This window comes from Laedolimicola intestinihominis, from assembly GCF_040096155.1.
Classification (GTDB): domain Bacteria; phylum Bacillota; class Clostridia; order Lachnospirales; family Lachnospiraceae; genus Laedolimicola; species Laedolimicola intestinihominis.
In genome coordinates this window covers 42,968-67,371 of sequence record NZ_JBBMFE010000018.1, presented here as the reverse complement: position 1 = coordinate 67,371, position 24,404 = coordinate 42,968, and the positions used below count along the sequence as shown (strand labels likewise).

Annotated in this window: 23 protein-coding genes and 1 pseudogene; 7 read left to right on the top strand and 17 right to left on the bottom strand. The window is 47.4% G+C overall.

Annotation, left to right across the window (positions count from 1 at the left end; translation table 11 throughout):
• Positions 1-842 (top strand): sensor histidine kinase (locus tag WMO29_RS15225; RefSeq protein WP_349165359.1); only part of this gene is annotated, 842 nt, incomplete at its 5' end.
• Between the two features lie 342 nt (positions 843-1,184).
• Positions 1,185-1,385 (top strand): hypothetical protein, encoded by a 201-nt coding sequence (locus tag WMO29_RS15220; RefSeq protein WP_349165358.1) that lies wholly within the window; start codon positions 1,185-1,187, stop codon positions 1,383-1,385.
• 134 nt (positions 1,386-1,519) lie between these two features.
• Here the strand turns inward: WMO29_RS15220 and WMO29_RS15215 are convergent, their stop codons facing one another.
• From WMO29_RS15215 to WMO29_RS15180, 8 genes are all read right to left on the bottom strand, one after another.
• Positions 1,520-2,647, bottom strand: coding sequence for a DUF362 domain-containing protein (locus tag WMO29_RS15215; RefSeq protein WP_349165357.1), 1,128 nt, complete (start codon positions 2,645-2,647; stop codon positions 1,520-1,522).
• A gap of 14 nt (positions 2,648-2,661) precedes the next feature.
• Positions 2,662-2,856, bottom strand: coding sequence for a DUF6472 family protein (locus tag WMO29_RS15210; RefSeq protein ID WP_178039742.1), 195 nt, complete (start codon positions 2,854-2,856; stop codon positions 2,662-2,664).
• A 61-nt stretch (positions 2,857-2,917) separates the two neighbouring features.
• Complete coding sequence (locus tag WMO29_RS15205; RefSeq protein WP_349165356.1) at positions 2,918-4,321, bottom strand: glycosyltransferase; 1,404 nt, start codon at positions 4,319-4,321, stop codon at positions 2,918-2,920.
• A gap of 97 nt (positions 4,322-4,418) precedes the next feature.
• On the bottom strand, positions 4,419-6,416 hold the full coding sequence (gene mutL, locus WMO29_RS15200) for a DNA mismatch repair endonuclease MutL (RefSeq protein WP_349165355.1): 1,998 nt from the start codon (positions 6,414-6,416) through the stop codon (positions 4,419-4,421).
• 4 nt (positions 6,417-6,420) lie between these two features.
• Positions 6,421-9,027 (bottom strand): DNA mismatch repair protein MutS, encoded by a 2,607-nt coding sequence (gene mutS / locus WMO29_RS15195; protein WP_349165354.1) that lies wholly within the window; start codon positions 9,025-9,027, stop codon positions 6,421-6,423.
• An 11-nt stretch (positions 9,028-9,038) separates the two neighbouring features.
• Entirely contained in the window at positions 9,039-10,787 is a 1,749-nt protein-coding gene (pyk, locus tag WMO29_RS15190) for a pyruvate kinase (RefSeq protein ID WP_349165361.1), read from the bottom strand.
• Positions 10,788-10,923: 136 nt separating this feature from the next.
• Entirely contained in the window at positions 10,924-13,146 is a 2,223-nt protein-coding gene (locus WMO29_RS15185) for a CotH kinase family protein (RefSeq protein WP_349165353.1), read from the bottom strand.
• Positions 13,147-13,335: 189 nt separating this feature from the next.
• A complete protein-coding gene (locus tag WMO29_RS15180; RefSeq protein WP_349165352.1) occupies positions 13,336-14,604 on the bottom strand; it encodes a diaminopimelate decarboxylase in 1,269 nt (422 codons plus the stop codon).
• Between the two features lie 209 nt (positions 14,605-14,813).
• Here WMO29_RS15180 and WMO29_RS15175 point away from each other — a divergent pair, with 209 nt between their 5' ends.
• The 3 genes and pseudogenes from WMO29_RS15175 to WMO29_RS15165 form a co-directional block, all read left to right on the top strand.
• Positions 14,814-14,984, top strand: a complete 171-nt coding sequence (locus WMO29_RS15175; RefSeq protein ID WP_178039297.1) for a spore coat associated protein CotJA — start codon at positions 14,814-14,816, stop codon at positions 14,982-14,984.
• A complete protein-coding gene (locus WMO29_RS15170) occupies positions 14,981-15,358 on the top strand; it encodes a spore coat protein CotJB (protein ID WP_349165351.1) in 378 nt (125 codons plus the stop codon). Before WMO29_RS15175 ends, WMO29_RS15170 begins: the two co-directional genes overlap by 4 nt.
• Before the next feature lie 16 nt (positions 15,359-15,374).
• A pseudogene (locus tag WMO29_RS15165) lies at positions 15,375-15,782 on the top strand (manganese catalase family protein); the annotation flags it as partial.
• An 84-nt stretch (positions 15,783-15,866) separates the two neighbouring features.
• On the opposite strand, the gene WMO29_RS15160 reads toward WMO29_RS15165, so the two are convergent.
• The 4 genes from WMO29_RS15160 to WMO29_RS15145 form a co-directional block, all read right to left on the bottom strand.
• On the bottom strand, positions 15,867-17,438 hold the full coding sequence (locus WMO29_RS15160) for a recombinase family protein (protein WP_270590228.1): 1,572 nt from the start codon (positions 17,436-17,438) through the stop codon (positions 15,867-15,869).
• 78 nt (positions 17,439-17,516) lie between these two features.
• On the bottom strand, positions 17,517-17,660 hold the full coding sequence (locus tag WMO29_RS15155; RefSeq protein WP_005427045.1) for a hypothetical protein: 144 nt from the start codon (positions 17,658-17,660) through the stop codon (positions 17,517-17,519).
• A 501-nt stretch (positions 17,661-18,161) separates the two neighbouring features.
• On the bottom strand, positions 18,162-18,401 hold the full coding sequence (locus WMO29_RS15150; protein ID WP_009255079.1) for a helix-turn-helix domain-containing protein: 240 nt from the start codon (positions 18,399-18,401) through the stop codon (positions 18,162-18,164).
• A complete protein-coding gene (locus WMO29_RS15145) occupies positions 18,398-18,820 on the bottom strand; it encodes an RNA polymerase sigma factor (protein WP_022615780.1) in 423 nt (140 codons plus the stop codon). The genes WMO29_RS15150 and WMO29_RS15145 overlap by 4 nt, the downstream gene beginning before the upstream one ends.
• Positions 18,821-19,413: 593 nt before the next feature.
• Between WMO29_RS15145 and WMO29_RS15140 the strand changes: the two genes are divergently transcribed.
• Positions 19,414-19,770 (top strand): helix-turn-helix domain-containing protein, encoded by a 357-nt coding sequence (locus tag WMO29_RS15140; RefSeq protein ID WP_103900081.1) that lies wholly within the window; start codon positions 19,414-19,416, stop codon positions 19,768-19,770.
• A gap of 86 nt (positions 19,771-19,856) precedes the next feature.
• Here the strand turns inward: WMO29_RS15140 and WMO29_RS15135 are convergent, their stop codons facing one another.
• The 4 genes from WMO29_RS15135 to WMO29_RS15120 all read right to left on the bottom strand — a co-directional run bounded on the left by WMO29_RS15135 (position 19,857) and on the right by WMO29_RS15120 (position 22,679).
• Positions 19,857-20,021 (bottom strand): cysteine-rich KTR domain-containing protein, encoded by a 165-nt coding sequence (locus WMO29_RS15135; protein WP_308464100.1) that lies wholly within the window; start codon positions 20,019-20,021, stop codon positions 19,857-19,859.
• 5 nt (positions 20,022-20,026) lie between these two features.
• The gene (locus WMO29_RS15130; RefSeq protein WP_055058896.1) at positions 20,027-20,794 is read right to left on the bottom strand and encodes a MerR family transcriptional regulator; all 768 of its coding nucleotides are present in this window, start codon (positions 20,792-20,794) and stop codon (positions 20,027-20,029) included.
• Positions 20,787-21,698, bottom strand: coding sequence for a DUF2268 domain-containing putative Zn-dependent protease (locus WMO29_RS15125; protein ID WP_074133956.1), 912 nt, complete (start codon positions 21,696-21,698; stop codon positions 20,787-20,789). The genes WMO29_RS15130 and WMO29_RS15125 overlap by 8 nt, the downstream gene beginning before the upstream one ends.
• 285 nt (positions 21,699-21,983) lie before the next feature.
• A complete protein-coding gene (locus WMO29_RS15120; RefSeq protein WP_118263308.1) occupies positions 21,984-22,679 on the bottom strand; it encodes an Ntn hydrolase family protein in 696 nt (231 codons plus the stop codon).
• A 179-nt stretch (positions 22,680-22,858) separates the two neighbouring features.
• On the opposite strand from WMO29_RS15120, the gene WMO29_RS15115 reads away from it, so the two are divergent.
• Complete coding sequence (locus WMO29_RS15115) at positions 22,859-23,419, top strand: TetR/AcrR family transcriptional regulator (RefSeq protein ID WP_103900079.1); 561 nt, start codon at positions 22,859-22,861, stop codon at positions 23,417-23,419.
• A gap of 74 nt (positions 23,420-23,493) precedes the next feature.
• Here the strand turns inward: WMO29_RS15115 and WMO29_RS15110 are convergent, their stop codons facing one another.
• Positions 23,494-24,402, bottom strand: coding sequence for a conjugal transfer protein (locus WMO29_RS15110; RefSeq protein WP_103900078.1), 909 nt, complete (start codon positions 24,400-24,402; stop codon positions 23,494-23,496).
• Positions 24,403-24,404: the final 2 nt, after the last annotated feature.

The following is a 24,404-nucleotide window of genomic DNA, read 5'->3' as shown; positions in this document are numbered from 1 at the left end:
TCAGCGGACGCGCTCTCAAGCCCCTGCGCAGCTTTACCTCGCAGGTGGAGCAGGTGCAGCTGAACAATCTTGCCGATATGAGGATCGATGAAGACGCTATTTCGGAGTTCCGGCAGCTGAGCCGCTCGTTCAACCAGATGCTGGAGCGGCTGAACAACGCCTTTTCCGCCCAGCGACAGTTCACCGGCAACGCCGCCCACGAGCTGCGCACGCCACTGGCACTAATGCAGGCGCAGTTGGAGCTGTTTTCCGCAGAGCATCCTGATGTGCGACCGGAGACGGCAGAGTTCCTCACGCTTTTGCGTGAGCAGATGGAACGGCTGATACAAATGACCAGGACACTGCTGGAGATGAGCAATCTGCGGCAGGTGGCGCGGAACGAGCGGATCCAGCTCGCTCCCATGATCGAGGAGATCTTCACAGATCTTGCGCCGCTCTCAGATAAGCTCGGCGTCACGCTGACGGCGGAGGGCGACGGCATTATGACCGGCAGCGATGCACTGATCTACCGGCTGATCTTCAACCTGACGGAGAATGCTGTCAAGTACAACCGGCCGGGCGGCTCGGTACAGGTTTCTGTCACTCAGGAGTTGGAAAAGCTCCTGCTCTGCGTCTCCGACACTGGCTTCGGCATCCCGGAGGTGTATCAGCGCAGTATCTTCCAGCCCTTCTTCCGGGTGGACAAGTCTCGCAGCCGGGAATACGGTGGCGCAGGACTGGGGCTCTCACTGGTATGGGAGATCGCCGACCTCCACGGCGGCTCCGTTTGGGTAGAGAAAAGTTCGGAGAAGGGCACTACCATTGCGGTGGAGTTGCCAACACAACAATCAACGAAGCCCTAAAACCCTTTTCAATCTCAAATTCCTTGCAGCCCGTGTCCGGTTCTACGTCCGTCAGCTTGCAGACGGCAAGGTGCGACCTGAAGGTAACGCCTTTCTTCAAGAAAAAAGAAAAACCCTGCCACAAGGCGGGGAGCATGGGCAAGAAGCACGCCGATGAGATGCTGTTCTGGACAAAGCAGGAGTTTCAAACCTTCATTGAGGTCATGAAAGACCGGTCTGCCAGCTACACGGTATTTATGACCATGTACTACACGGGGATCCGGGAGAGAGGATATTATCACCACTCCGAAAACGCCGAAAAGCATCCGCACTATCCCCATTCCCGACGGTCTTTGCAACTGTTTGCAGGAGTATATGTCCCATTGCTACGGGCTGCAAAAGGACGACAGGCTCTTTCCCTACACCAAGAGCTTTCTGTATCACGAAATGGAGTATGGCTGCAAGGCATCGGGGGTAAAGCGCATCCGGGTGCACGACATTCGTCACAGCCACGCCAGCCTGTTGGTGGAGGTAGCCAGACAGCTTGACGGCATCACGCCATGAGCCTCTGGCTACGAAAATCGCTGCAAATGTAGCCAATTTGTAGCCACTAAAAAAGAAAAATCCTGAAAAACGCTGTATTACCAACGCTTTTCAGGATTCGGAAAACACTAAATATTTATTTCCACTCAATGGTATCACATCTCTATCAGCTCATACTCCCTGCTTCCCAGGCCTATCTCTTCGCCATGTTCCAGGCAGCTTTTGTACTCGGAGTCTACCGTCGTATTTTCGAAATGGTCGTGATGATCGCAGAAGTCTGCCTTCTTCATGTTGTCGGAAAGTACGCTGTTGGGAAGGGGCTGCTGCTTTAAGCACAGATCCGCGCAGGCCTGGTCAAGGGCCAGCGGGTCAAAGGAGGCCAGCATTCCCACGTTGGGCAGTATCGGCGCATCATTTTCCCCATGGCAATCGCAGTAAGGAGACACATCCACGATCAGGGAAATATGGAAGTTGGGACGGCCGTCTACCACCGCTTTGGCATATTCTACCATACGGCAGTTCAGCTCCTTCGTAGCCGCGTCGTTGACAAACCGGATAGCGTCGAAGTTACAGGCGCCCAGGCACCGGCCGCAGCCCACGCAGTTTTCCGCGTTTACGTGCATCTTTTTTGTAGTTTCATCGAACTCCAGACCCTGATTCGCGCATTCCCGCATACAGCGCTTGCAGCCGCGACAGACCTCCGTGTCAATGGTCGGTTTTCCATTGGAATGCTGATCCTTCTTGCCGGCCCGGGAGCCGCAGCCCATGCCGATGTTTTTAATGGTACCGCCGAAGCCGGTGGTCTCATGGCCCTTAAAATGTGTCAGGCTGATGAATATGTCCGCATCCATGATGGCGCGGCCGATTTTCGCTTCTTTGATGTAAGTGCCGCCCTTGACCGGAACCGCGATGTCGTCGGTTCCCTTAAGACCGTCTCCGATAATCACCGGACAGCCTACCGTCATGGGTGTAAATCCGTTTTCCCAGGCGCAGTACATATGCTCGATGGCGTTCTTACGGCTGCCCGGATACAGGGTATTGCAATCGGTCAGGAAGGGGATTCCGCCCGCCTCCTTTACCATGTCTGCCACCGCCTTGGCGTAATTGGGCCGCAAATAGCTGATATTTCCCAGCTCGCCAAAATGCATTTTGATGGCTACGAATTTTCCCTCCATATCCATGGAGGCAAAGCCAGCTTTTTTCATCAGCCGCTTCAGCTTCGCCGGAAGCCCTTCCCCTGTACGTGCCCGGAAGTCTGTAAAATACACCTTTGATTTTTCCATGTCTATCCTCTCCTTTACATCTGATGTCTTACGATCCGATATTCGTCCCCGTACTGGAAATAGGGACAGCCGTGGAAGCTGCCCTGGATGAAGAGGCGCATTTCGTCCTCGTCTAGGTCCATTTCACAGACGTAGTAGCCGTAATCGTCGTCGTAGACGTAGTTGCCGCACATCTCGCAGTTGGTGGCCTTCGGCTTTTTCTTGGTCATGTGGATTCCCCCTTGTCTATTCTGAAAAATGGAATCTGCTTCTATCTTCCATTTTTTTACTCTAGTGTATAGGCGCAAGCACTTTCTGCATGTTCCGCTTCATTTTCTCGGTCAGGCGGGCGTACTGAATCAGGTCCTCTTCCTCGAAGCCTGCGAACCTTGCCTCGTCATAGTCTCGCTGAACCGTAGCCAGTTCCCGCAAAATGGGTTCTGCTTCGGGTTGGAACATGATCCGCGCCCGCTTTTCCTGAGGTTTGCGTGAGGCGTCGTCCTTTACTATCCCTTTTGCTTTCTTCTGGCGCATAGGCTTCGGATTCGAAATATCCTCCACCTTAATCAGCCCCCGCAGCACCAGCTTCTGAAGCTGCATGGCCAGAGCGCTTCGACTCACGTCTGCGAAATCAGCCAGCTCTTTTTTATTCACCGTGTCACTCAGATGGCTCAGGCACAGAAGCAGATAGGCTTCGGACGGCGTCAGGTCATTTTTCAGAGCAGCCACCTCCAGGTATCGCTGCATCAGCTTTCGCTCCCGGTAGAGCTCGGAGAGCATGCCCTCTCCTGCCAGTGCCGACGCGCTGACGCCTGCCCGCTCGTCGCCCAGCTTCTTGGTACCGGGCAGCAGCGGAATGCCCACCAGGCCGTCGCTGGCCGCGTCCACCAGAAAACGGTAGAGCTGCAGACGGTTTTTCTCGTATTCCTCCTCGTCCCACACATGCTTGTAAAAGTTGTGATAGTACTCAAAGACGCCCAGCTTCATCTGAATGGTCTTGGTCAGGCTGGTTCCCTGGGTGGTGACCAGCGAACCCTTGCGCTTCACATAATAGTAAATAGGCGCGTGCAGAGCCGTGATGCGCTCCGCGAAACGGATGTATTCCAGGTTGAACATAAAGTCCTCGCACCAGCTGATTTCCGCATTCATGCGAAGGGCATGTTCCTCAATAATGGAACGGCGATACAGCTTATTCCAGAGCACGCCGTAATAGTAATCCGCCGGGCTCTCCATCATATGGGCCGCAAACTCTTCAGGGCTCATGACTCCCTCTTCCTCGATATCACCTTTCCGGGATACCCGCTCGCCGACCACCCGGTAGAAATCCGCAATGACCAGATCACAGCTTCCCTCTTCCGCCGCCCGCACCAGAAGCTTGGTGGAATCGGGCGTCATCCAGTCGTCGCTGTCCAGAAACTGAATGTAAGTTCCCCGGGCCTCGGACAGGGCCTGATTTCGGGCCGCTGAGACGCCGGCGTTTTCCTTGTGGAAGACACGCACGCGGGAATCAGACGCTGCGTAAGCGTCACACATGGCTCCGGATTTGTCTTTACTTCCATCATCGATGAGCAGCAATTCAAAGTCTGTATATTCCTGCCCCAGCACGCTGTCTACACAGCGGGCCAGGAAGTTTTCCGCATTATATACAGGAATAATAATAGAAACCGCAGGGGTTCCCGCATTTTCTCCCTTCACAGGTCCATCCTCCTTTTGCGTCTGTACGCTTCTCTTCTATCTCCGTAAATGCTTCTTCTAAGACTACCGTCACATCACACTACTATCTTTTCCATCTTTACACGATTCGCTTGAATTTCCTTTCAATCTCCTGCTTCGACATGGAGATAATCGTAGGCCGTCCATGGGGGCAGTTATAAGGATTATCCAGTGTCAGAAGCTCCTCGATCAGCTCCTTCGCCTCCGCCGTGGACAGACGCTGGTTGCCCTTGACTGCAGCCTTGCAGGACATGGAAGCGATCTTATCCAGAATCATCTCGGTGTTTTTTCCGCTGACGTATTCCAGATCGTCTAAGAGCTCCATGAATAAGTCTTTTTCCGCCAGCCCGTACAGATTGGCCGGAACTGCGCTGACCGCGTATTCCTTGCCGCCAAAGGGCTCGATCTCGAAGCCCAGCTCCTGAAAATAGTCCTGATATTCGGCAAGCTTCGCCGCCTCCTGCATATTCAGGGTCAGGATCAGGGGCGGGCTGACCATCTGAGACGTGATCTCCTTGTTCGCCAGCGTTTTGACCGTCCGCTCGTACAGAATCTTTTCGTGGGCTGCATGCTGATCAATCATGTAAAATTTATCTTCGAACTGTACCAGCCAGTAAGTTTCAAATAACTGACCAATGATGATAATGTCGGATTTTGTCTTGGGATTCAGGAGTCGGTGGTCGAAGAGATCCTGCTGCTCATATGCTGTGTCCGGGGCCTTCTCTATCCGAGTCACCCGGTACACGCCATCCTCCCGCAGAATCCCCGGCTCCACAGCACACTCCGGTACAGGTGTTTTCTCTTCCGCCTGTACCACCGGCTGTTCCTGCTGCCGTTTTTCTATCTTTGGCTCCAGCATCGCCAGCTCCTCATTGCTGAAGATCGGATCATCCTTCAGCACTGGCCTCGCTTCTACTTGCTTCGCTGCCTTCTTCTCCTCAAACTCCGCGTTCACACGCTTGCGCATCTGCTCCATAAAGTATTCCAGATTCCGCTCCTGCGGGGTCGGCGCTGCCTGAGGCTGTTGGGGCTTATCTTCCGCCTTCTTCACAGGCTCGTCTTCGTTAAGCTTCACCTCCGGAATCAGCTCCCGTCCCATAAGCCCCTGATGCACCGTTTCTCTCACGAACCGGTACAGCTGCTCCTGGTTCGAGAATCGTAACTCCATCTTCGTCGGATGCACATTCACATCCAGGAGCCCGCCGTCTATCGTAAAATGCAGCGCCGTAAACGGGTACTTATGCTGCATCATGAAGGTCCGATAGCCCTCTTCGATGCCCCGGGCGATCACATTACTCTTAATATATCTTCCATTGATAAAATAGTTCTCAAAGCCTCTGTTTCCCCTGGACACCGCCGGTTTCCCGATAAAGCCCGTAATCCGCACCGGCCCCTGCTCTGCGTCGATCTCCGCCAGATTGGCCGCGATCTCCCGGCCATAGATATGGTAAATCACATCCTTCAGGTTATGATTGCCCGAGGTGTGAAGCTTTGTCTGTCCATTGTTGATGAACTGGAAGGAAATGTCAGGACGGGACAGAGCCAGACGCTCCATCAGATCGCTGATATAACCGGCCTCGGTCATGGGGGACTTTAGAAACTTCCGCCTGGCCGGGGTGTTATAAAAGAGACTCCGCACCAGAAAGGTGGTGCCGTCCGGCGCAGCCATATCCTCCAGCTTCTTCTCCGCGCCGCCCTCGATGACATAGCGCACGCCAGCGTCCGCGTCCCTGGTCTTCGTAATCAGCTCCACCATGGCGATGGACGCGATACTAGACAAGGCCTCACCACGGAATCCCAGAGAAGCCACATGAAACAGATCCTCCACCACCCGGATTTTACTGGTGGAATGGCGCAAAAAGGCAACTGCCACCTGGTCGCGGTCGATGCCGCTTCCATTGTCAGTCACCCGGATAAAGGAGGTGCCGCCGTCCCGGATTTCCACCGTGACCGCCGTAGCCCCCGCGTCGATGGAATTTTCCACAAGCTCCTTGACCACGGAGGAGGGCCGTTCGATGACCTCTCCCGCCGCGATCTGATCGATTGTTTTCTGATCCAGTACCTGAATATTTGCCATCCGATCACCACCTGTTCTTAATCTTGTTCTGCAGCCGATAGATGGTATTGAGCGCGTCCAGCGGCGTCATATTACCCAGATCCATGTCCCGGATCTCGGTAATGATATCGTCGTCCTTCACCGTATCGAAAAGGGAGATCTGCTCGGACTCCATGCTCATTTCTACCGGCAGGGCCTTCGGCTTCAGAGAAATATCCGCTTCGCTTAACTCCTCCACCAGCTCCTTTGCCCGGGCAATGACCGGCTCGGGCACGCCTGCCAGCTTGGCCACCTGAATGCCGTAGCTTTTGTCCGCGCCGCCCCGGATGATTTTCCGCAGGAACACAATGTCGTCGCCCTTTTCCTTGACGGCGATGCAGTAGTTATTCACGCCCGCCAGGGAGCCCTCCAGCTCAGTCAGCTCATGGTAATGGGTGGCGAACAGGGTCTTGGCCCCGAGAATCTTCGGATTGCTGATGTATTCAATGACCGCCCAGGCGATGGCCAGGCCGTCGAAGGTGCTGGTTCCCCTTCCGATCTCGTCGAGAATCAGAAGGCTGTTGCCGGTGGCGTTCCGTAAGATATTCGCCACCTCTGTCATTTCCACCATAAAAGTACTCTGTCCGGAAGCCAGGTCGTCGGAAGCGCCCACACGGGTGAAAATCCGATCTACGACGCCGATCTTCGCGCTGTCCGCCGGAACGAAGCTGCCGATCTGAGCCATCAGCACGATGAGGGCCGCCTGGCGCATGTAGGTGGATTTTCCGGCCATATTCGGGCCGGTGATGATGGAAATTCGTTTGGCGTTATTATCGAGATATGTATCGTTGGGAATGAACATGTCGTTATCGATCATCTGCTCCACCACCGGATGGCGGCCGCCCTTGATGTCGATGATTCCCTTTTCGTTCATCTTCGGGCGTACAAAATGATTCCGCTCCGCCACGAAGGCCAGGGACGCGAACACATCCACCATGGCCACAGCCTTGGCAGTCTTCTGAATCCGCAGCACCTGGGAAGCAATGTTGTCCCGCAGCTCGCAGAACAGGCCGTATTCCAGAGCTGTCAGCTTCTCTTCGGCCCCCAGAATCGTATCCTCCAGCTCCTTCAGCTCCGGCGTAATATAGCGCTCCGCGTTGGTCAGGGTCTGCTTGCGCATCCAGGTCCCGGGAACCATATCCTTGTAGGAGTTGGTGACCTCCAGATAATAACCAAATACTTTATTGTACTTGATTTTCAGATTTTTGATACCTGTCTTGTCCCGCTCCTGGGCCTCCAGCTTTGCCAGCCAGCTCTTGCCCTCAGTCTTGGCCTTCCGGAAGCGATCCACATCCTCATGATAGCCGTCCTTGATGATGTCGCCGTCCCGGATGGAGATGGGCGGATCCTCCTGAATAGCTTTTTCAATCATAGCCTGGATATCCGTCAGCGTATCCAGATCCTCTCGCAGCTCACAGAGAAGCGGAGAGGAAAAATCTTCCAGTAATGTGTGGATATGGGGCAGCATTTCCAGAGATGTCCGGAACGCAATCATATCTCTGGGATTGGCTGTCTTATAACTGATACGGCCAATCAGACGCTCCAGATCATAGATGGGATTCAGGTATTCCCGCAGCTCTTCCCGACTGATTACATGCTGATTCAGCTCCTCGATAGCCGCATGGCGCTTCTCGATCTCCGCCCGGTCAATGAGAGGCTGCTCCACCATGCCCCGAAGGGTTCTGGCCCCCATGGCGGTCTTTGTCTTATCCAGCACCCACAGAAGCGAGCCCCGCTTCAGCTTTTCCCGCAGGGTCTCTGTCAGCTCCAGATTTCTCCGGCTGGAGCTGTCGATGATCATGTATTTGCCGATGGTATAGGTCTTAAGGTGGGTCATATGGGTCAGGGGCTGCTTCTGGGTCTCATAAAGGTATTTCAACAGAGCGCCCGCTGCGATCATACCGCAGCTTAAATCTGTAAGGCCAAGTCCCGCAAGATTTGCTGCCTGAAAATGCTCCAACAGGGTATTTTTACATAATTCGTCGTCAAAATACCATGACTCCAACGGGTAAAGGGCGATATTCAGACGGAACTTCAGATCCTCCAGGTCCACGCCGCTCATGGAAAATGCCTCGTTGCAGATGATCTCCGCAGGGGCAAATTTATTGATCTCATCCAAAAGCTTCCGCTCTGAATCCACCTCGGTCACCAGATAATCGCCGGTGGTAATGTCCGCTGTGGAAATCCCGTAACGATCGGACAGATAAACGATACACATCAGATAATTATTCTTCGTCTCATCGGCGGTGCTTAAGTTTGTACCCGGCGTCACGATGCGCACCACATCCCGGGCCACCAGGCCCCTGGCTTCCTTCGGATCCTCTATTTGCTCGCAGATGGCCACCTTATAGCCTCTGGACACCAGCCGGTTTAAGTATCCCTCTACAGCATGATAAGGAACGCCACACATAGGTGCGCGTTCCTCCAATCCACAACTCTTTCCTGTTAATGTCAGTTCCAGTTCCCGGGACGCAATCTTCGCGTCGTCAAAAAACATTTCATAAAAATCGCCCAGACGATAGAATAGTATGCAGTCCTTGTATTGCTCCTTGGTCTTCAGGTACTGCTGCATCATGGGTGTCAGTTCCGCCATGAATTTTCCTCCTAGCTGTTGCTGGAAACGGTTCCGGTCTCCGCATCCACCTGTACCACAGCTCCGCTCTTCAGTATTTCCGTCGCGTTGGCCGCGTTCACTATAACCGGAATATCCAGGGTCAGGCCTACGATGGCCGCATGGGAATTGCTTCCGCCATGCTCCGCAATGACTGCCTGGGCGCTTTTGAGCTCCGGCAGCATCTCATTGGTAGTCTCCGGTACAACGACGATATCGCCGGCCGCGAAATTTTTCTTCAATTCCTCTGCGTCCTTCGCCACACAGATAGGGCCGCAGACCTTCTTCTTGGTATAGCCCTTACCTTTGACCAGAATCCTACCCGCTACCTGTACCTTGATCAGGTTCGTGGTTCCGGTCACGCCAAGGGGTACGCCCGCGGTCAGAACCGTCAGATCACCTCTGGATACCAGACCGGCCTCCTCTGCGGCAGCCACCGCGCTGTTGAACAGAGCGTCCGCATCCTCCTCCTTCGGGAGAAGCAGCGGCTGTACGCCCCAGTACAGGTTCAGCTGACGGCATACGTAATCATCCATACAGCAGCCGATGATCATGCAGCCCGGATGATGCTTGGCTACCATTCCCACCGTACGGCCGGACTTGGTGACTGTGATAATCGCCGACGCGTGCAGATCCACGGCTGTGGTGCAGGTCGCATGGGAAACGGCGTTGGTGATATCCGTACGATCTTCGATGCTCCGGCGCTTGAAACGCTCGTCATAATCAATATCCGCCTCGGTACGCAGGGCAATCTTCACCATGGTCTTCAGGGCCTCTACCGGATACTGGCCGGAAGCAGTCTCGCCGGACAGCATAATGGCACTGGTACCCTGGTAAATGGCGTTGGCCACGTCAGAGGTCTCCGCACGGGTTGGGCGCGGATTCTTCATCATGGAATCCAGCATCTGGGTGGCAGTGATAATCGGCTTGCCTGTCTCAAAGGCCTTGCGGATCAGCTTCTTCTGGATACTCGGCACCTCTTCTAAGGGAATCTCCACGCCCATGTCGCCGCGGGCAATCATGACGCCGTCGGCCACGCGCAGGATCTCGTCCACATTTTTAATACCCTGATCATTTTCCACCTTGGCAATGATCTTGATGAAATTACAGTTGTTCTCTTCCAGGATCCGGCGGATCTCCAGAATATCGTCGGCAGTCCGGGTGAAGGAAGCAGCGATGTAATCAAAGCCCTCTTTCACCGCAAACAGAATATCGTCCTTATCCTTTTTGCTGATAAACGGCATCTTCAGCTCGACGCCCGGCACATTGATACCCTTCTTATTGGAAACGGTTCCACCGTTCTCCACGCTGCAGATGATCTCTTTCTCGGTCACCTTTACAACCTTCAGGCCAATGAGACCGTCGTCGATTAGGATGGAATCGCCTTCCTGTACGTCTTTTACCAGGTTTTTGTAGGTAATGGAGACCTTTCCTTCATTTCCAAGCACATCCTCGGTGGTCAGCACGAAGGTCTGTCCCTTCTTCAGCTCTACCTTTCCTTTTTCAAATTCGCCGGTCCGGATCTCCGGTCCCTTTGTATCCAGAAGCAATGCAACAGGCAGCCCCAGCTCTTCCCGGACCTTCTTTACACGCTCCAGCTTTCCTCTCTGCTCCTCATGGGTTCCATGGGAGAAATTCAGTCTTGCTACGTTCATGCCTGCCAGCATCAGTTCGCGAATCACTTCTTCGGATTCGGAGGCAGGTCCCAGAGTACAGATAATTTTCGTTTTTCTTAATTTCATGGTCATCTTCTTCTCACTCCTGTTTTCTTTTCTCTATCTTTTCCATTTTACCCGCCCATTATAACACCTGAAAAGAAGCGCCGTCAAGAAACGGCGCTGTAAAAGTTATCGAAAATTTATCTGTATTTTTTTACCTTTATTTAACAAAATAGGCGTAATTGGAAATGGCGTTTGTATAGTCTCCCTCCGTCGTTCCATCCGGGTTCACAAGCCATTCCCCGTCCGCTCCCTTAAGCCGGGCCTGCGCCACATTGCCGCCGGAGCGAAGCGCCGCGTTTGGAACTTCAAACACAACTTTCCCATCCTCAAGGGACGCCGTATAAAAGTTTGTGCCATTTACCTGCAGGGACACCGCCGTACCTTCCGGCACCTCTGTCTCCACTACAATCCGTACCTTTCCCCGTTCGGACGCCTGATCCACTTCCGATATCCAGGTCAGGCTGGAATTGGCATAATATCCGAAGGATTTCCGCAGGCTTTCCACAGACACGAACTGCTCATCCATCCAGGACAGCCGTTCCTTCATAAAGCGCTTGAGCTCCGTAATTCCCTCGTCAAATTTCTGACCCTCGAAGGTCCCCATGCAGCCGCCCCAGCGGGCGTCGTTGGCCTTCGCTGCCGGACGTAATTTTTCCGCATACTGATCGATGGTTCCGCCGTCCCGGATCAGCTCCTCCAGCACGGTTTCCCTTATTGCCTGATACTTTTCCCAAAGCAACATCAGAAAATAAGGATCCCGGATCAGATAGCGGTTCCATTGTACTGTCTGGTAGTAAGCCTCGTTGGCATAGTAGGCGCTGGTGGTACACCACTCTTTTGTATACCAGGTGTTCAGTGTGTACATACTGTTGCCCCAGCCCCAGTCGTAATCCCAGGCCGGTCCCAGGGACCAGAGACCCTCCAGATCCTTATACAGATATACGCTGTTCTTCATGGCGTCCCAGTTCATGGTAAATTCGCAGATCAGAAAATTCGTCAGAAGGGAATCCATATCTATCAGTTCCGAATAATGCTTTCCGTCATTTTCACTGTCCTGATATTCCCGTTCTTTATAGGAAACGCCTTCCCGCGCGAACTGATTCGCATAATTGCAGTATCCTTCCTCCGCCACTTCGTAGTGGATATCAGAATCGTGATAACAAAAATCGGAAGAATGAAGGGCGTATTCCAGCGTCTGGATCTGTCTGCCTATCTCCGCGCGCAGGGTTTTACTGGTCTCCCCATTCTCCGGATCTGCAAATCCAATAGGCTCATGGTAGGCCGTCGTAAGCGTACTGTGGCGGTTTCTGGAATCCAGCTCCAGAAGCACGCCGCCTGTGGGCTCAGGAATTTTTTCTCCGTCCAGATAGTCTGTGACGGTAAATCGGGTGGGATAATCTGTGCCGTTCGCCGCGTTCCAGTCCGCCAGACCGGCTGACTCAAACACGCCCGTATCAATCCAGGACATATCCCGCTCCAGCTCCTCCTGCAGGACATTTCGGAATTCCTCCCGATAAGCCGCCGCGTCCTGCCCCGCAATATTCAGATCCTTTGCGATTCCCTTTGCGATCTGTTCCGCCAGTTCTCTCCAGTTATAGATATCGATCCGATTCTTCCCCACACGAATCTGTTCACAGAGCTGATAGACTCCATAATATTCCCCATTGTAAATCAGGGTCACCTGCCGGGAATCCATGAAGTACTCCGCTCCCAGATCGGCAGACAGGCCATAGGCCAGCTGATCCCGCAGCAGCGTGGAATCAATGGCATTGGCCAAAAGTACCCAGTGGCGCTTTTCTCCCATTCCCAACAGTCCGCTTTTTTCATCCAGATGAAGCTTGAAGGGTCTCTTCGGCAGCTCTGCCGTACTGTTTCCCCGCAGGTGAATGGTTCCGGTTCCCTGGTAAAGCTCTTCCGGGGAATAACCTGGGCCTTCCAGACTCACTTCCACCGCTGTGTCTGTCTCCTTTTCCACCTCTTCATAAGCCGTATCACTATTCAGGGACAGAACAGGAAGCACACTGAAATACCTGGAATCCTCATAGACGCTGCCATTCTTCAACGTCACCTCCACCCGGATAAACTGCTCCACATCCTCCGCCGTCGGCGTATAACCGCACAGCTTTTTCTCCCGCAGCCGCTCTTCGCTTCCCGCATACCAGACGCAGCTTTTTACATCCCGATTGCCGATGTGGAACACATCCAGCTTCAATTCCCGTCCAGCCTCCACGCAAGAAGCCAGGATCTGGACATCTCTGTCCTTGTATTCCGTATAAATGTGTTTGTAGACGCACATTAACAGAATCGCGCCCAGCACCAGCGCTCCATAGCGAAGCAGCCGGTAGGGTGAGCGCTTCCATTTTCCTGTCTTTATCTCCATCGTATTCTCCATCTGCAGCTTCATTTTCAGCAGGTTATTCTATGCTAACTATATATTATTACAGATTTTCAGTCAAAACCCAATACACAATCCCAGCTATCTGTCCGTTATTTTTAACGTAACACGGTGTTTCCTGTAGAGCAAAAAGGACAGGCCCTTTTGAAAGGCCTGTCCTTAAAAGCTTTGTATTTATACCAGATTTTTGATGATATTGAAGCAGTCGAAGGTGGCGAAATAATCCTTCGGAGTCTCCGCCCGACGGATAAGCTGGGCGCTTCCATCCTCTTTTAAGAGAATCTCGGCGGATTTCAGCTTGCCGTTGTAATTGTAGCCCATGGCGAAGCCGTGCGCTCCGGTATCATGGATAACCAGATAATCGCCCATATCAATCTTCGGAAGCGGACGGTCGATGGCAAACTTATCGTTGTTCTCACAAAGGGAACCAGTCACATCGTAGATATGGTCGCAGGGCTCATTTTCCTTGCCCATCACGGTAATGTGATGGTAAGCGCCGTACATGGCCGGGCGCATCAGATTTACCGCGCAGGCGTCTACGCCAATATACTCTTTATAAGTGTGCTTCTCGTGGATGGCTTTTGTCACCAGGCAGCCGTAAGGGCCCATCATAAAACGGCCAAGCTCTGTGTAGATCGCCACGTCGTCCATGCCCGCGGGAACCATGACCTCTTCATATACCTTACGGACGCCCTCGCCGATAACGCGGATGTCGTTGGGCTCCTGATCGGGACGGTAGGGAATACCCACGCCGCCGGACAGGTTGATGAAGCGGATGTCCGCGCCGGTCTCCTTCTTCAGGCGGACTGCCAGCTCGAAGAGCACCTTGGCCAGCATCGGATAGTAATCGTTGGTGACGGTATTGCTTGCCAGAAACGCGTGAATGCCGAAATGCTTCGCGCCCTTCTGCTGCAGCACCCGGTAAGCGTCGAACAGCTGCTCCTCGGTCATGCCGTACTTGGCGTCGCCGGGATTGTCCATAATGTCGTTGCTGATCTGGAAGATTCCGCCCGGATTGAACCGGCAGCTGATGGTCTCCGGGATATAGCCCAGAGTCTTCTCCAGGAAATCAATGTGGGTATAGTCATCCAGGTTAATGATGGCGCCGATTTTTGCCGCGTAAGCGAACTCCTCAGCCGGAGTGTCATTGGAAGAGAACATGATATCATCGCCCTTGACGCCAATCTCATTGGACAACATCAGCTCTGTCATGGATGAGCAGTCGCAGCCGCAGCCGTACTCCCGTAAAATGTTAATCAGAAACGGATTCGGCGTAGCCTTTACCGCGAAATATTCTTTATAGCCCTTATTCCAGGAAAATGCTTCCTTTAAAGCCTTTGCATTCTCACGGATCCCCTTCTCGTCATAGAGATGAAACGGGGTCGGATAGGTTTTTGTAATCTCCTGTAACTGCTCCAGTGTTACAAACGGTTCTTTTTTCATTGGTGACGTTCCTCTTTTCCTAGTTTGATCTGGTTTTTATCAATAAAGTCTGCAATTTCTACAGTTTGCTCCTGACTATTATAACCATATTTTCTATCGTTTGTAAATGAAATTAAAAATTTCACGGATTTTTCTTTTTTTCATAAGATATCAGGAATAGTTTTATGGAAAGGAATCACTTCATGGCGGATTATCGAAATCAGAATTCCATGCGCTGCTCCTGTATGCGGGATCCTCTGCGCGGTCTTGCGCTGGCCATCGCCTATGTGCCCTGGCAGTACTGGGATCAGACCTACGACCTGGAAAAAGCCCTGCAGTGCGGGACCATATTTCCGGAGTTAAATAAACCATTTTCAGGAAAGCGGGGTGGCTGCAGATGATGAGAAATAATTGTCAATCGCCCGTAAGGCCCTGTCCCCAGCCAAGAAATGCTACCGGCTGTCCCATACCGACGGCTCCCCAGAGTGGCCCCGGCCCGGTTCGTCCCAGGGACTCCTGCTCCTGCAGCGATCTTTCGAAGGAACAGCTGCTCCGCCGCATCGCCACCACCGGCTTCGCCTGCGTGGACGCCTGCCTCTATCTGGACACTCATCCGGAAGACACGGAAGCCATCGCTTATTTTGAGAAACAGAATCAAATGTATCGGGAAGCTCTTCATGAATATTCCACCCAGTACGGCCCGTTGACGCTGTCCCACGTCCATAATCCGAAAGATTACTGGACCTGGGCAGACCAGCCGTGGCCGTGGCAATAGAAGGGAGGACGCGCTTATGTTTAATTATGAAAAACGGTTGGAATATCCCATTCATATCAAGGAGACGAATCCAAAGCTGGCGAAGGCGATTATTACCCAGTATGGAGGCCCCAACGGCGAGCTGGGCGCTTCCATGCGTTATCTGTCCCAGCGGTATACGATGCCTTATAAGGAATGTATGGCAACACTTACGGATATCGGCACCGAAGAGCTGGGGCACTTCGAAATGATCGCCACCATCGTCCATCAGCTGACCCGGAATATGTCCATGGAAGAACTGAAGGCCTCCGGCTTTGAGGACTATTATGTGGATCATACCCTGGCGCTCTGGCCCCAGGCGGCTTCCGGGACGCCCTTTACGGCTGCCATGTTCCAGTCGGTGGGCGATCCGATTACAGATCTGACCGAGGATATGGCAGCAGATGGTGCAACTGCATAAGTGCAACATAGAAGTGTTAAGTAGAAGTTCTATATAATCTGGTGTGCCAGACACCAGATTTTACAGAACTTAGAAATTCCAATGTATTTCAATCGGGACATTTCTTGTCCCTGGAATCCGTTTTCCTACTAATATATAATCAATTAGAGTTTCAACGGTTTCTCTGTCTAAATGTTCAAGATTTGTGTATTGCTCAATAAGCTGGCGGCGATTATCGCCTGTCTGGATTTTTCTCTCAATTACATCAAGCTGTTTTTGCGTTTCAATCACCAGCTTTTCAAGCCGTTCTCTGTCATTTGTGAAGTCTTTTGACAAATTCAGGAAATCATTTTCGGAAAGAATCCCTTTTACTTTATCAAGATAAAGTTCTCTGATTACCTTTGCGTCTTCTTCAATCTTTTTTTGATAAGTAGCAAGTTGTGTTTCTAAAGCAGTTTTTTTCTCCTTTACGTTGGAGTGAAATTCCACGTTCTGTTCCAATTCATCTTTATCAAGATATTCTTGTGATAACTTGTTCAGTTCAGAAATAACTGCCTGCTCCAACTTCTTCACAGAAATAAATGAGCCTATGCAAGCGTCCTTTGCAACATGGCGATTTGAACATTGTAAATAATGTCTTCCATCTGTCTGCTTATTAGAACGCATGGTATAGCCACAGCTCATGCAGCGAGCTTTTCTGGCAAACAGCCCTATGGTTCCTACTGTAAATGGTTTTGCTTTTTCAGCTACCATAGATTGTACTCTATCCCAAAGTTCACGGTCAATAATCGGTTCGTGTGTTCCCTCTACTCTGTACCATTCCTCTTTAGGTCTGGGCTTATTTTGTTTTGTCTTATACGAAACACTGCCGTATTTTCCTTGAACCATATTTCCGATATAAATTTCATTTGTCAGCATATCGGAAATAGCAAAATATTTCCATAAGGTACTATTTTTTCTGGTAGGCTGCTTATAGCGTAAACCATGAAGCCGTTTATATTCCGTAGGGTTTGGAATCCCACGGTCATTCAGCATACGGGCAATCGCTGTTTTGCCATATCCCTGTGAAAATAAAGTAAAAACTTCTCTGACAACAGCAGCAGCTTCTTCGTCAATAATCAGGTGTCCCTTTTGTTCGGGGTCTTTTTTATAACCATAAAGAGCAAATGCACCAATATGAAATCCATTCTTCCGGCGGTCAGTCAATACGCTGCGGATGTTTTCTGACATATCCTCTAAATACCACTCATTAACCAGACCATTGATTTGTCTTGATTTTTTGTTTCCTTTATTAGCGGTATCTGCATTATCTACAATACTGATAAAACGAATCCCCCAAATAGGAAACAATCCATGTATGTATTTTTCCACCAACTCTAACTCTCTGGTAAATCTGGATTGTGTTTTACAGAGGATAATATCAAATTTTCGGTGTTCAGCGTCATTTAACAGTTTGTTAAATTCTGGTCTTCGTCTATCTGAACCAGTATAATCGTCATCACTGTATATATTGTAGACTTCCCAACCTTGTTCCAATACATATTGAATCAGCATGGATTTTTGATTTTGAATACTGTTACTATCATCAGTTTCATGTTGTTTGTTTCTATCTTCTTCTGATAAGCGGCAATAAATAGCAACTTTTGACTTTGTGTTCATCATATTTTATCTCCCTTAAAGAGAAGATAAAACAAACATTCCACCTACACTTATTATACCGTGTTGAGAAATGTTTGTCTATCATTTTACAGGTAATACCTGTCCTTTGGATTTTTCTAATTGATTGATGAGTTCTATCCATTTCTGATTGAACTCTTTTTTTAATGCCGACTTATCTTCACACTTAAATACATTTTTGCAGGAAATTTCTGCTTCTTTTGGCATAATTCCACCTCACAGTCTTTACTATGTTTACAGACTATGCAAAAATGCTTGTTCATTATGAAAGAATCATCCTTAGCAAACCGAACAGCTTCCGCTAAAGCTCATGGGAATCTCACCCCTGCATGGTTCTCATCCAGCCGTACCCTTTGCCAGCGGTGCTACATCATCACACGGACTAAGGCTGTACGGAAGTATCATTATCACGATAGAAAGGTCATGGCGGCAGCTATTGCGGTAAGCTGCTTATGGAACGCTGGCAGGAATCGCTATCCGGTTTCATCCCTCCTTTGGTGGGTTACGGCGTGCCAGCCCAACGGCTCTCTTTCTATCGAAACGTATTCGGCTGCTTTATGCTGCGTTGATTAGACGCTTTCTTTTTCAAGGAACAATCTGGCTTTGTCAGCCTGTTAAAATGCACTGGTGATAATGCACTTTAATAGACTGGCAAGCTCTGTCTGGGAAGCATGGGCTTGTCCATGCTTCCACAGGAGAGCGTTATTTTTACTTTGGTTCCCTGATTTCAAAAGATAAAATCTTTGCAATCAGACGTGTTTCCATCCGGCGGCGTAGGGTTTCATCTACAACCATGTGGGTATTGCCATATTCGTCTTTCATGGGACGCATGGAACGGCTGGCAATAAAACCGCTGTAATGGCGTACAATCTGGTTGACTGCTTCAATATCGCCGTCCGCAGCCCTGACAATCACAGGAAACGGAATCATAGGGTGCTTTGCTGTCATGCTTCTTCCTCCATAAATTTTTTGATAAATTCCAGTCCGGCGTGTCTTCTTCTCTGGATGGTAGAACGGTTGACTTCCAGAATTTTTGAAATTTCCGTATCGTCAAATCCGAGGAAATAATATCTCAGGATAACGTCACGTTTCTTTCCATCCAGATTTTCTAATGCTTCTGCTAATAGGCTGTTTTCAATGCGGACAGTAAATCCATCCATTTCAAAAGTATGGAAATGGGAGGGATAGGTGTCTTCGGAAGAAAACAGATTGACGGTGTAATCGTCCATATCACAGAACAGGGTTTCCCGTTTACACTGTCTGGACAACGCTTTGAGATAGTCTTTGCGTTCATCCTCCATAGCGACTTTACAGATATAATCAAACTGGTTCTCTATGGTTGTCTGAAATTCAGATGGCTTCATCATTGCTCACCCCCTTTCCAGCCTTGAAAGGGAGCGAGTTGATAGGAATTTCTGCTTCTTTCCCCCTTTTCGCTCTTAGTCCCGACAGGACAGGGGGTGCAGTTGCGTTTTGAGAAGAAAAATTTAAAAACTTTTTCTTCCAACTAAAAAAGCACGCAAACAGACGATATTTCTGCTTGTGTGCTTCGATAGTTCTTACTATGTATTGTAAAAAACCATATTGCAGGTCAGACTTTTCTAGCGTAGGTGGATGGCTTTTTTTAACGGTTTACCGAATGTAGATATATTTAAGAAAATATTTTGCATAGCGGCTTCCTCCTGTAAGCCGCTGTCTGTATAAAGTAGTAGACTTTAAAAATCATCTATATTTCATGCAAAAAAAGACGGCGGCTTTTGTTAAACCGTCGTCTGGAAAAGATGATGTGATTTTGACGCAGGGAAAGTATGCTGCCAAATAACGGTTTTTTTTATTTCCGTTTCGGCAGCATAGTTTTATCTTTGATACGCATAATAGGAACTGTACAACTATGTAATACGTTTTTCTATACCTGTCGCTATTACAACAGGAACAGTAAAATGTACAGAGGTGGTGTATTATGCGTAAAAAAGAAGATAAATATGATTTCAGGGCGTTTGGGCTTGCCATAAAAGAAGCCCGCAAAAAACAGGGTTTGACCCGTGAACAGGTGGGAGCAATGATTGAAATTGACCCACGCTATTTAACCAATATTGAGAATAAAGGGCAGCACCCAAGTTTACAGGTGCTGTACGACCTTGTATCTCTGCTGAATGTATCAGTGGATGAGTTCTTTTTATCCTCTGATAGTCTGGCAAAAAGCAGCAGACGAAGACAGCTTGAAAGCAAAATTGACAATTTTACAGACGCAGACCTTGTTATCATGGAAAGCGTTGCAGATGGTATTGTCAAATACAAGGAAATGGAAGATAAATAACTTCTATTGCCTGCAAGAATAAGATTGAAATTAAAATGAGCCGATAGTCTATAAGCTATATAGCTTATAAATTATCGGCTCTGCGTCTAGGCGTCTGGCTCTTTGATAATTTCTATTTTGAAGTTATTTACGCATATCAAACTTTCTTTTTTACATTTTGGACAATACAACGGAAAGTTTTTTAGCTGTGTATCTTTTCGTATTTTAATCCTTGTTTTATTGTTGCATATAGGACAAATAACCCACTCCATCATATTCATTCTGAACCTCTGCAAAAAATTTGTATTGCTTCATTAAAAAAAGCTGCAAGATTTCCACTACTAAATCTATTTATAAAAGTGGTAAATCTTTCATCTGTAATATAGAGAACTCCCAAATTAGATAAAATTTGTTTATTACATTCATAAAAGTGTTCAGAAATATATTGTTGCCATTCATGTACTATTGCTTGTACTTCTGAACTTTCCGCAGGACTATTTTCATACATAGCTAGTTTTTCAAAAATATTGCGAGCCATTGAATAAAAAGATTCTATTTCTTTCTCTTGTATTTGCTTTGAATGGGAAGAAAACATAGTCTTGTATTCTCTGAAACTTTCAGTATTTCCCCATTGTTCTAATACTTCTTCTTGAAATTGCGATTGTAACTCAAGTATTTTTGCATTTGAAAATGCAGAAAATTTAATTTCTTTATTTCCGTTGATTGTGTCTTTTACAAGTGAAATCAAAGCTTCTATTCGTTCTTTCTGAGCTTCCAAAATCAGTACATGACGCTCTAATGCTTCTGAACGAACATAATGAGGTGAATCCAGCAGTTCCTTAATTTCTTTTAGGGCGAATCCAACTTCTCTAAAAAACAAAATTTCCTGAAGCCTAGTTAAATCGTCGTCTGTATACTGACGGTATTTTGCTTCGGTTATAATAGATGGTTTTAATAAACCAATTTCATCATAATAATGTAGTGTTCGAGCAGTAATACCTGTTAATTTAGCAACTTCATGGACTGTTTTAGCTTTTTCATTCATTCCAAAAATCCTCCGTAGCATTTAAAATTTCTTTTGCAGGTAATAGAGTTGCTTCGACAATGTTTTTTCCAGTCTTTTGCAAGTAGTGTTTAATCAAGTGATAGCCACACGCATATCCGGAACAATAGGGTAATCCGACCTGAGGATAGTTTTGTAATGCTGCCATTTCATCACCATAAAGGTATGCATTCAGATTTTCTAATCCTTGAACATTTAAACCGTCCCGAATAATAGGCTTAATATATTCATTTAAGGTTTCTATATCAGTTTTTGTTACCCAAGGACCTGCTTTATCTTCACCATACAGAAATGTTGCAAAGTTTTCTGCCAATCCCTCATTGACTATCATTTCACCAAGAGTGATGTCATTCTTCCATTTAATAAATTGAAATCGTACGTTGTGATTAGTTTCATGTGCTAATGCTACATGAAGATGTGATAAAGTGTATTCATTAGGTAGTAACCAAGAAAAAATATATCCTGGAATACCACCATCACCACAGTAACCATCATTTAAAATAATGTAAGGATTTTTAGCATTTGCAAGTAAAATTGTAAACGCATATTCTTTAATGGGTAGATTAACACCGTGTTCAACAAAGCAATTCAACGACTGCTGAATGGATAACTCACATTTTTCCCAGAGTGTATTATCAGAAATTAGCTTAATATTATTTTGTTGCTTTTGGTCAACAGCGGTTGGGGCGATATGTCCAAGCATTTCGCTTGCCATAATTACATCATATCCATTAGGCGTTAGAGCTTTCATAGGAACACTATAACAAGCCCACTTTTTTTCAAAAGGCTTCATAAGTTCATATCTATAAATGTCATTTTTTTTGTCTAACGGTGCATTCATAATTTTTGAATAAACTTTGTCAGAACGGATAGCGGATATTTTCATAATTCTAGTTCCTCCTTTTGGTTTTATCATATACTATGACGTAACGTTAAAGTCAATAGGCAAATTAAAAATTATCACAGATGTATGGTAAATAATTAAATGTCTTAGTAGACAAAGGAAATAGAGGTTAAACAACATAAATTAACTTGATTGTCGAAGTAGAAATTGTTGTTTGAAATATTGATGGAAAAGTAAATAAAAATTGCAATAGGCAGATGGTATTGTCAAATCTAAGGAAGTGGGGGAAATGTAAATCCTCCACTTTTGCTTATAATTGCAGTGATATTAGAATTGATACTCTGCAATATTTTTGAAATCATTGTTCAACACATAATATACCTTATTTTTAGTAACGGAATATACAAAAGAAACTCTGGTTGCCCAAAGTCCTTCCTGACGTACTGACCTAAGTACATCAAAGGCGTTGGAAATAGAGAAGTTTTCTCCATATCCTTGCAGTAAATCCTTTGCCTTTTCATATCTGTTATCCCCAGATAAAACATATGGATTAGTCAATTCTGGTTTTAAAATGGAGTAATTTGTTATTAAGGAATATTTTTCTTTTTCCAAACGATACCCAATCCCCGGTTCAATAATGAGAACACGCCCAGTTCTATCTGAAAACATAGCCTGCATAGTAGTGTCAGGAGCATAAGTAATTTTCTTTTTTTTCACTATTTCCAACGAATCATCAAAAGAGAGGTTGCCTTTTATAAAATTTTCTGTCAAATCAGCTATTGTATAGCATGATTCATTACCGCAAAATTGTGCATTGTCATTTCCATGTACATACAACAATGTGCCAACATTCCCATTTCTATTGATTCCGTGAAAAGAGTGATACTTATTATCGGACATTTTTATCCCTAAAAAAAAACGGTCTTTTTCAGCAATTACGGTATGTTCCCATTCAGAAAGGTCAATATCAAAATTGAACCCAACAATGGTTTCTTTCCCATTATACACAAATCTTGTACACATATTTGTAGTTCCTTTCATAAACTAATTATAGTAGTATTAAAACTAATTATATTAGTAATATTAAATATTATAAGACAATTTGTCAATATAAAAGTTCTTTTTTTCTAACCTAATTATTGACTTCGCTAATTTAATTACTTAAAATGAGGTAAATGATGTGAAGAAAGAGGAAAATGAATATGCGAGTTACAAGAGCCGAAGTTATAAAAACAGCGTCTGATATGGCTGATAGAAATGGACTTCATAATGTTTCTTTGAAAGCTATTGCTGAAAATTTAGGGATTCGTACCCCCTCCTTATATAATCATATAGGAAGTTTGGATGAACTTCTTAGGGAGATAGCACATAGTGGTATGCGTACTATGAATGAAAAAATGATTCGTGCAGCAATCGGTAAGACAGGGGATTCAGCGTTAAAATTAGTGGCAGTTGAATATCTTAATTATATGATTGAACATCCCGGTGTGTATGAAATAATTCAATGGGCTAGTTGGAATGGAACAGAGGAAACAGCAATCATTTTTAATGATTATCTATCTTTACTTAAAACACTTATTTGCTCATGTGGCTTTAATCCAGATAAGACCACTGAAATTTTGAGCATGGTAACAGGTATGCTTCATGGTTATACAACATTACAATTAAGATATGCCTTTTCAAATCCTGATAAAGTAAGAAAAGAATTATCCGAAGCAATTGATACACTACTGCTGGGAGCTAATCAAAAATATAAAGATTAAACGAAAATTTCTTTTAAATACTTTGTAAGAGAAACGTGCAAATCTCCAAATGAGAAATGCACGTTTCTCTATAACTATTTCACAATTTTCCAGTTTTCCCCGTTCTTTTCCAGCACAAGGTAAAACTGCGATACCTGTGTTGTCATGGTCTGGTTATCCAGATATTTTACTGCAAGGGAAGCTGTCACCTGATTTCCGTTTCGGTTGTAGACAGGATTTACCAGTTCCGAGAAGATATATTCTTTCCCCACAGGGTTCAGCACGCCCTCATTCACATAATAGGTCAGCTCCTTTGCGGTTGCCGTAGGGTACAGCTTGAAAAAGGTAGTGAGAAATTCGTTGATTTCCTCCGTGGTGATGGAATCCACCGTACCGTCACTTTGTACCGCTTTTGGAGTGTAGCCGGATTTTACGGGAACGCTGGTAATGGTTGGGTTCTGGATAATCGTCAGGTTCCCAGAACTGTCCACATAGACGGTCACCTGATAGGCGGAACGGACGGTTTTACTGGATTCTCCCTCTGTGATACGCTGTTCCACCGTATAGGTTACTTGATAATGCTGCTCCTTTTCTTCTGTGATTTCCCATATCTGGAAGTCGGTGAGGGCAGACGATACGGGGATGTCCTTTCGGACAGTATCTACATTCACGGCTTGCAGTTCTCCGGTGAGATACCCTTTTAAAGCGTTTGTCCGGTTATCAATGGAAGCGGCAGACTGTTCCCATGAATAGTAGACTTCTGCGAAATTCTCCACAAAGTTTTCTATCTTGTGAGTGTCGAGGATGGTTTCCTCAATCACTTTGGTTTCATGGACAGTATGAATGTCTATCGCCGTGAAATTCTTATAGACGGCAAACAGGAAGCTCATTGCCAGCAGCACCCACAGGGCAATCACGGTTTTTTTGTGGGTATTGACTTTGTAAACTTTCAGTTTCTTTTCTTTCTGCTTTTTCTGGTTATCCTCTTTTCTAATCTGAATCATAT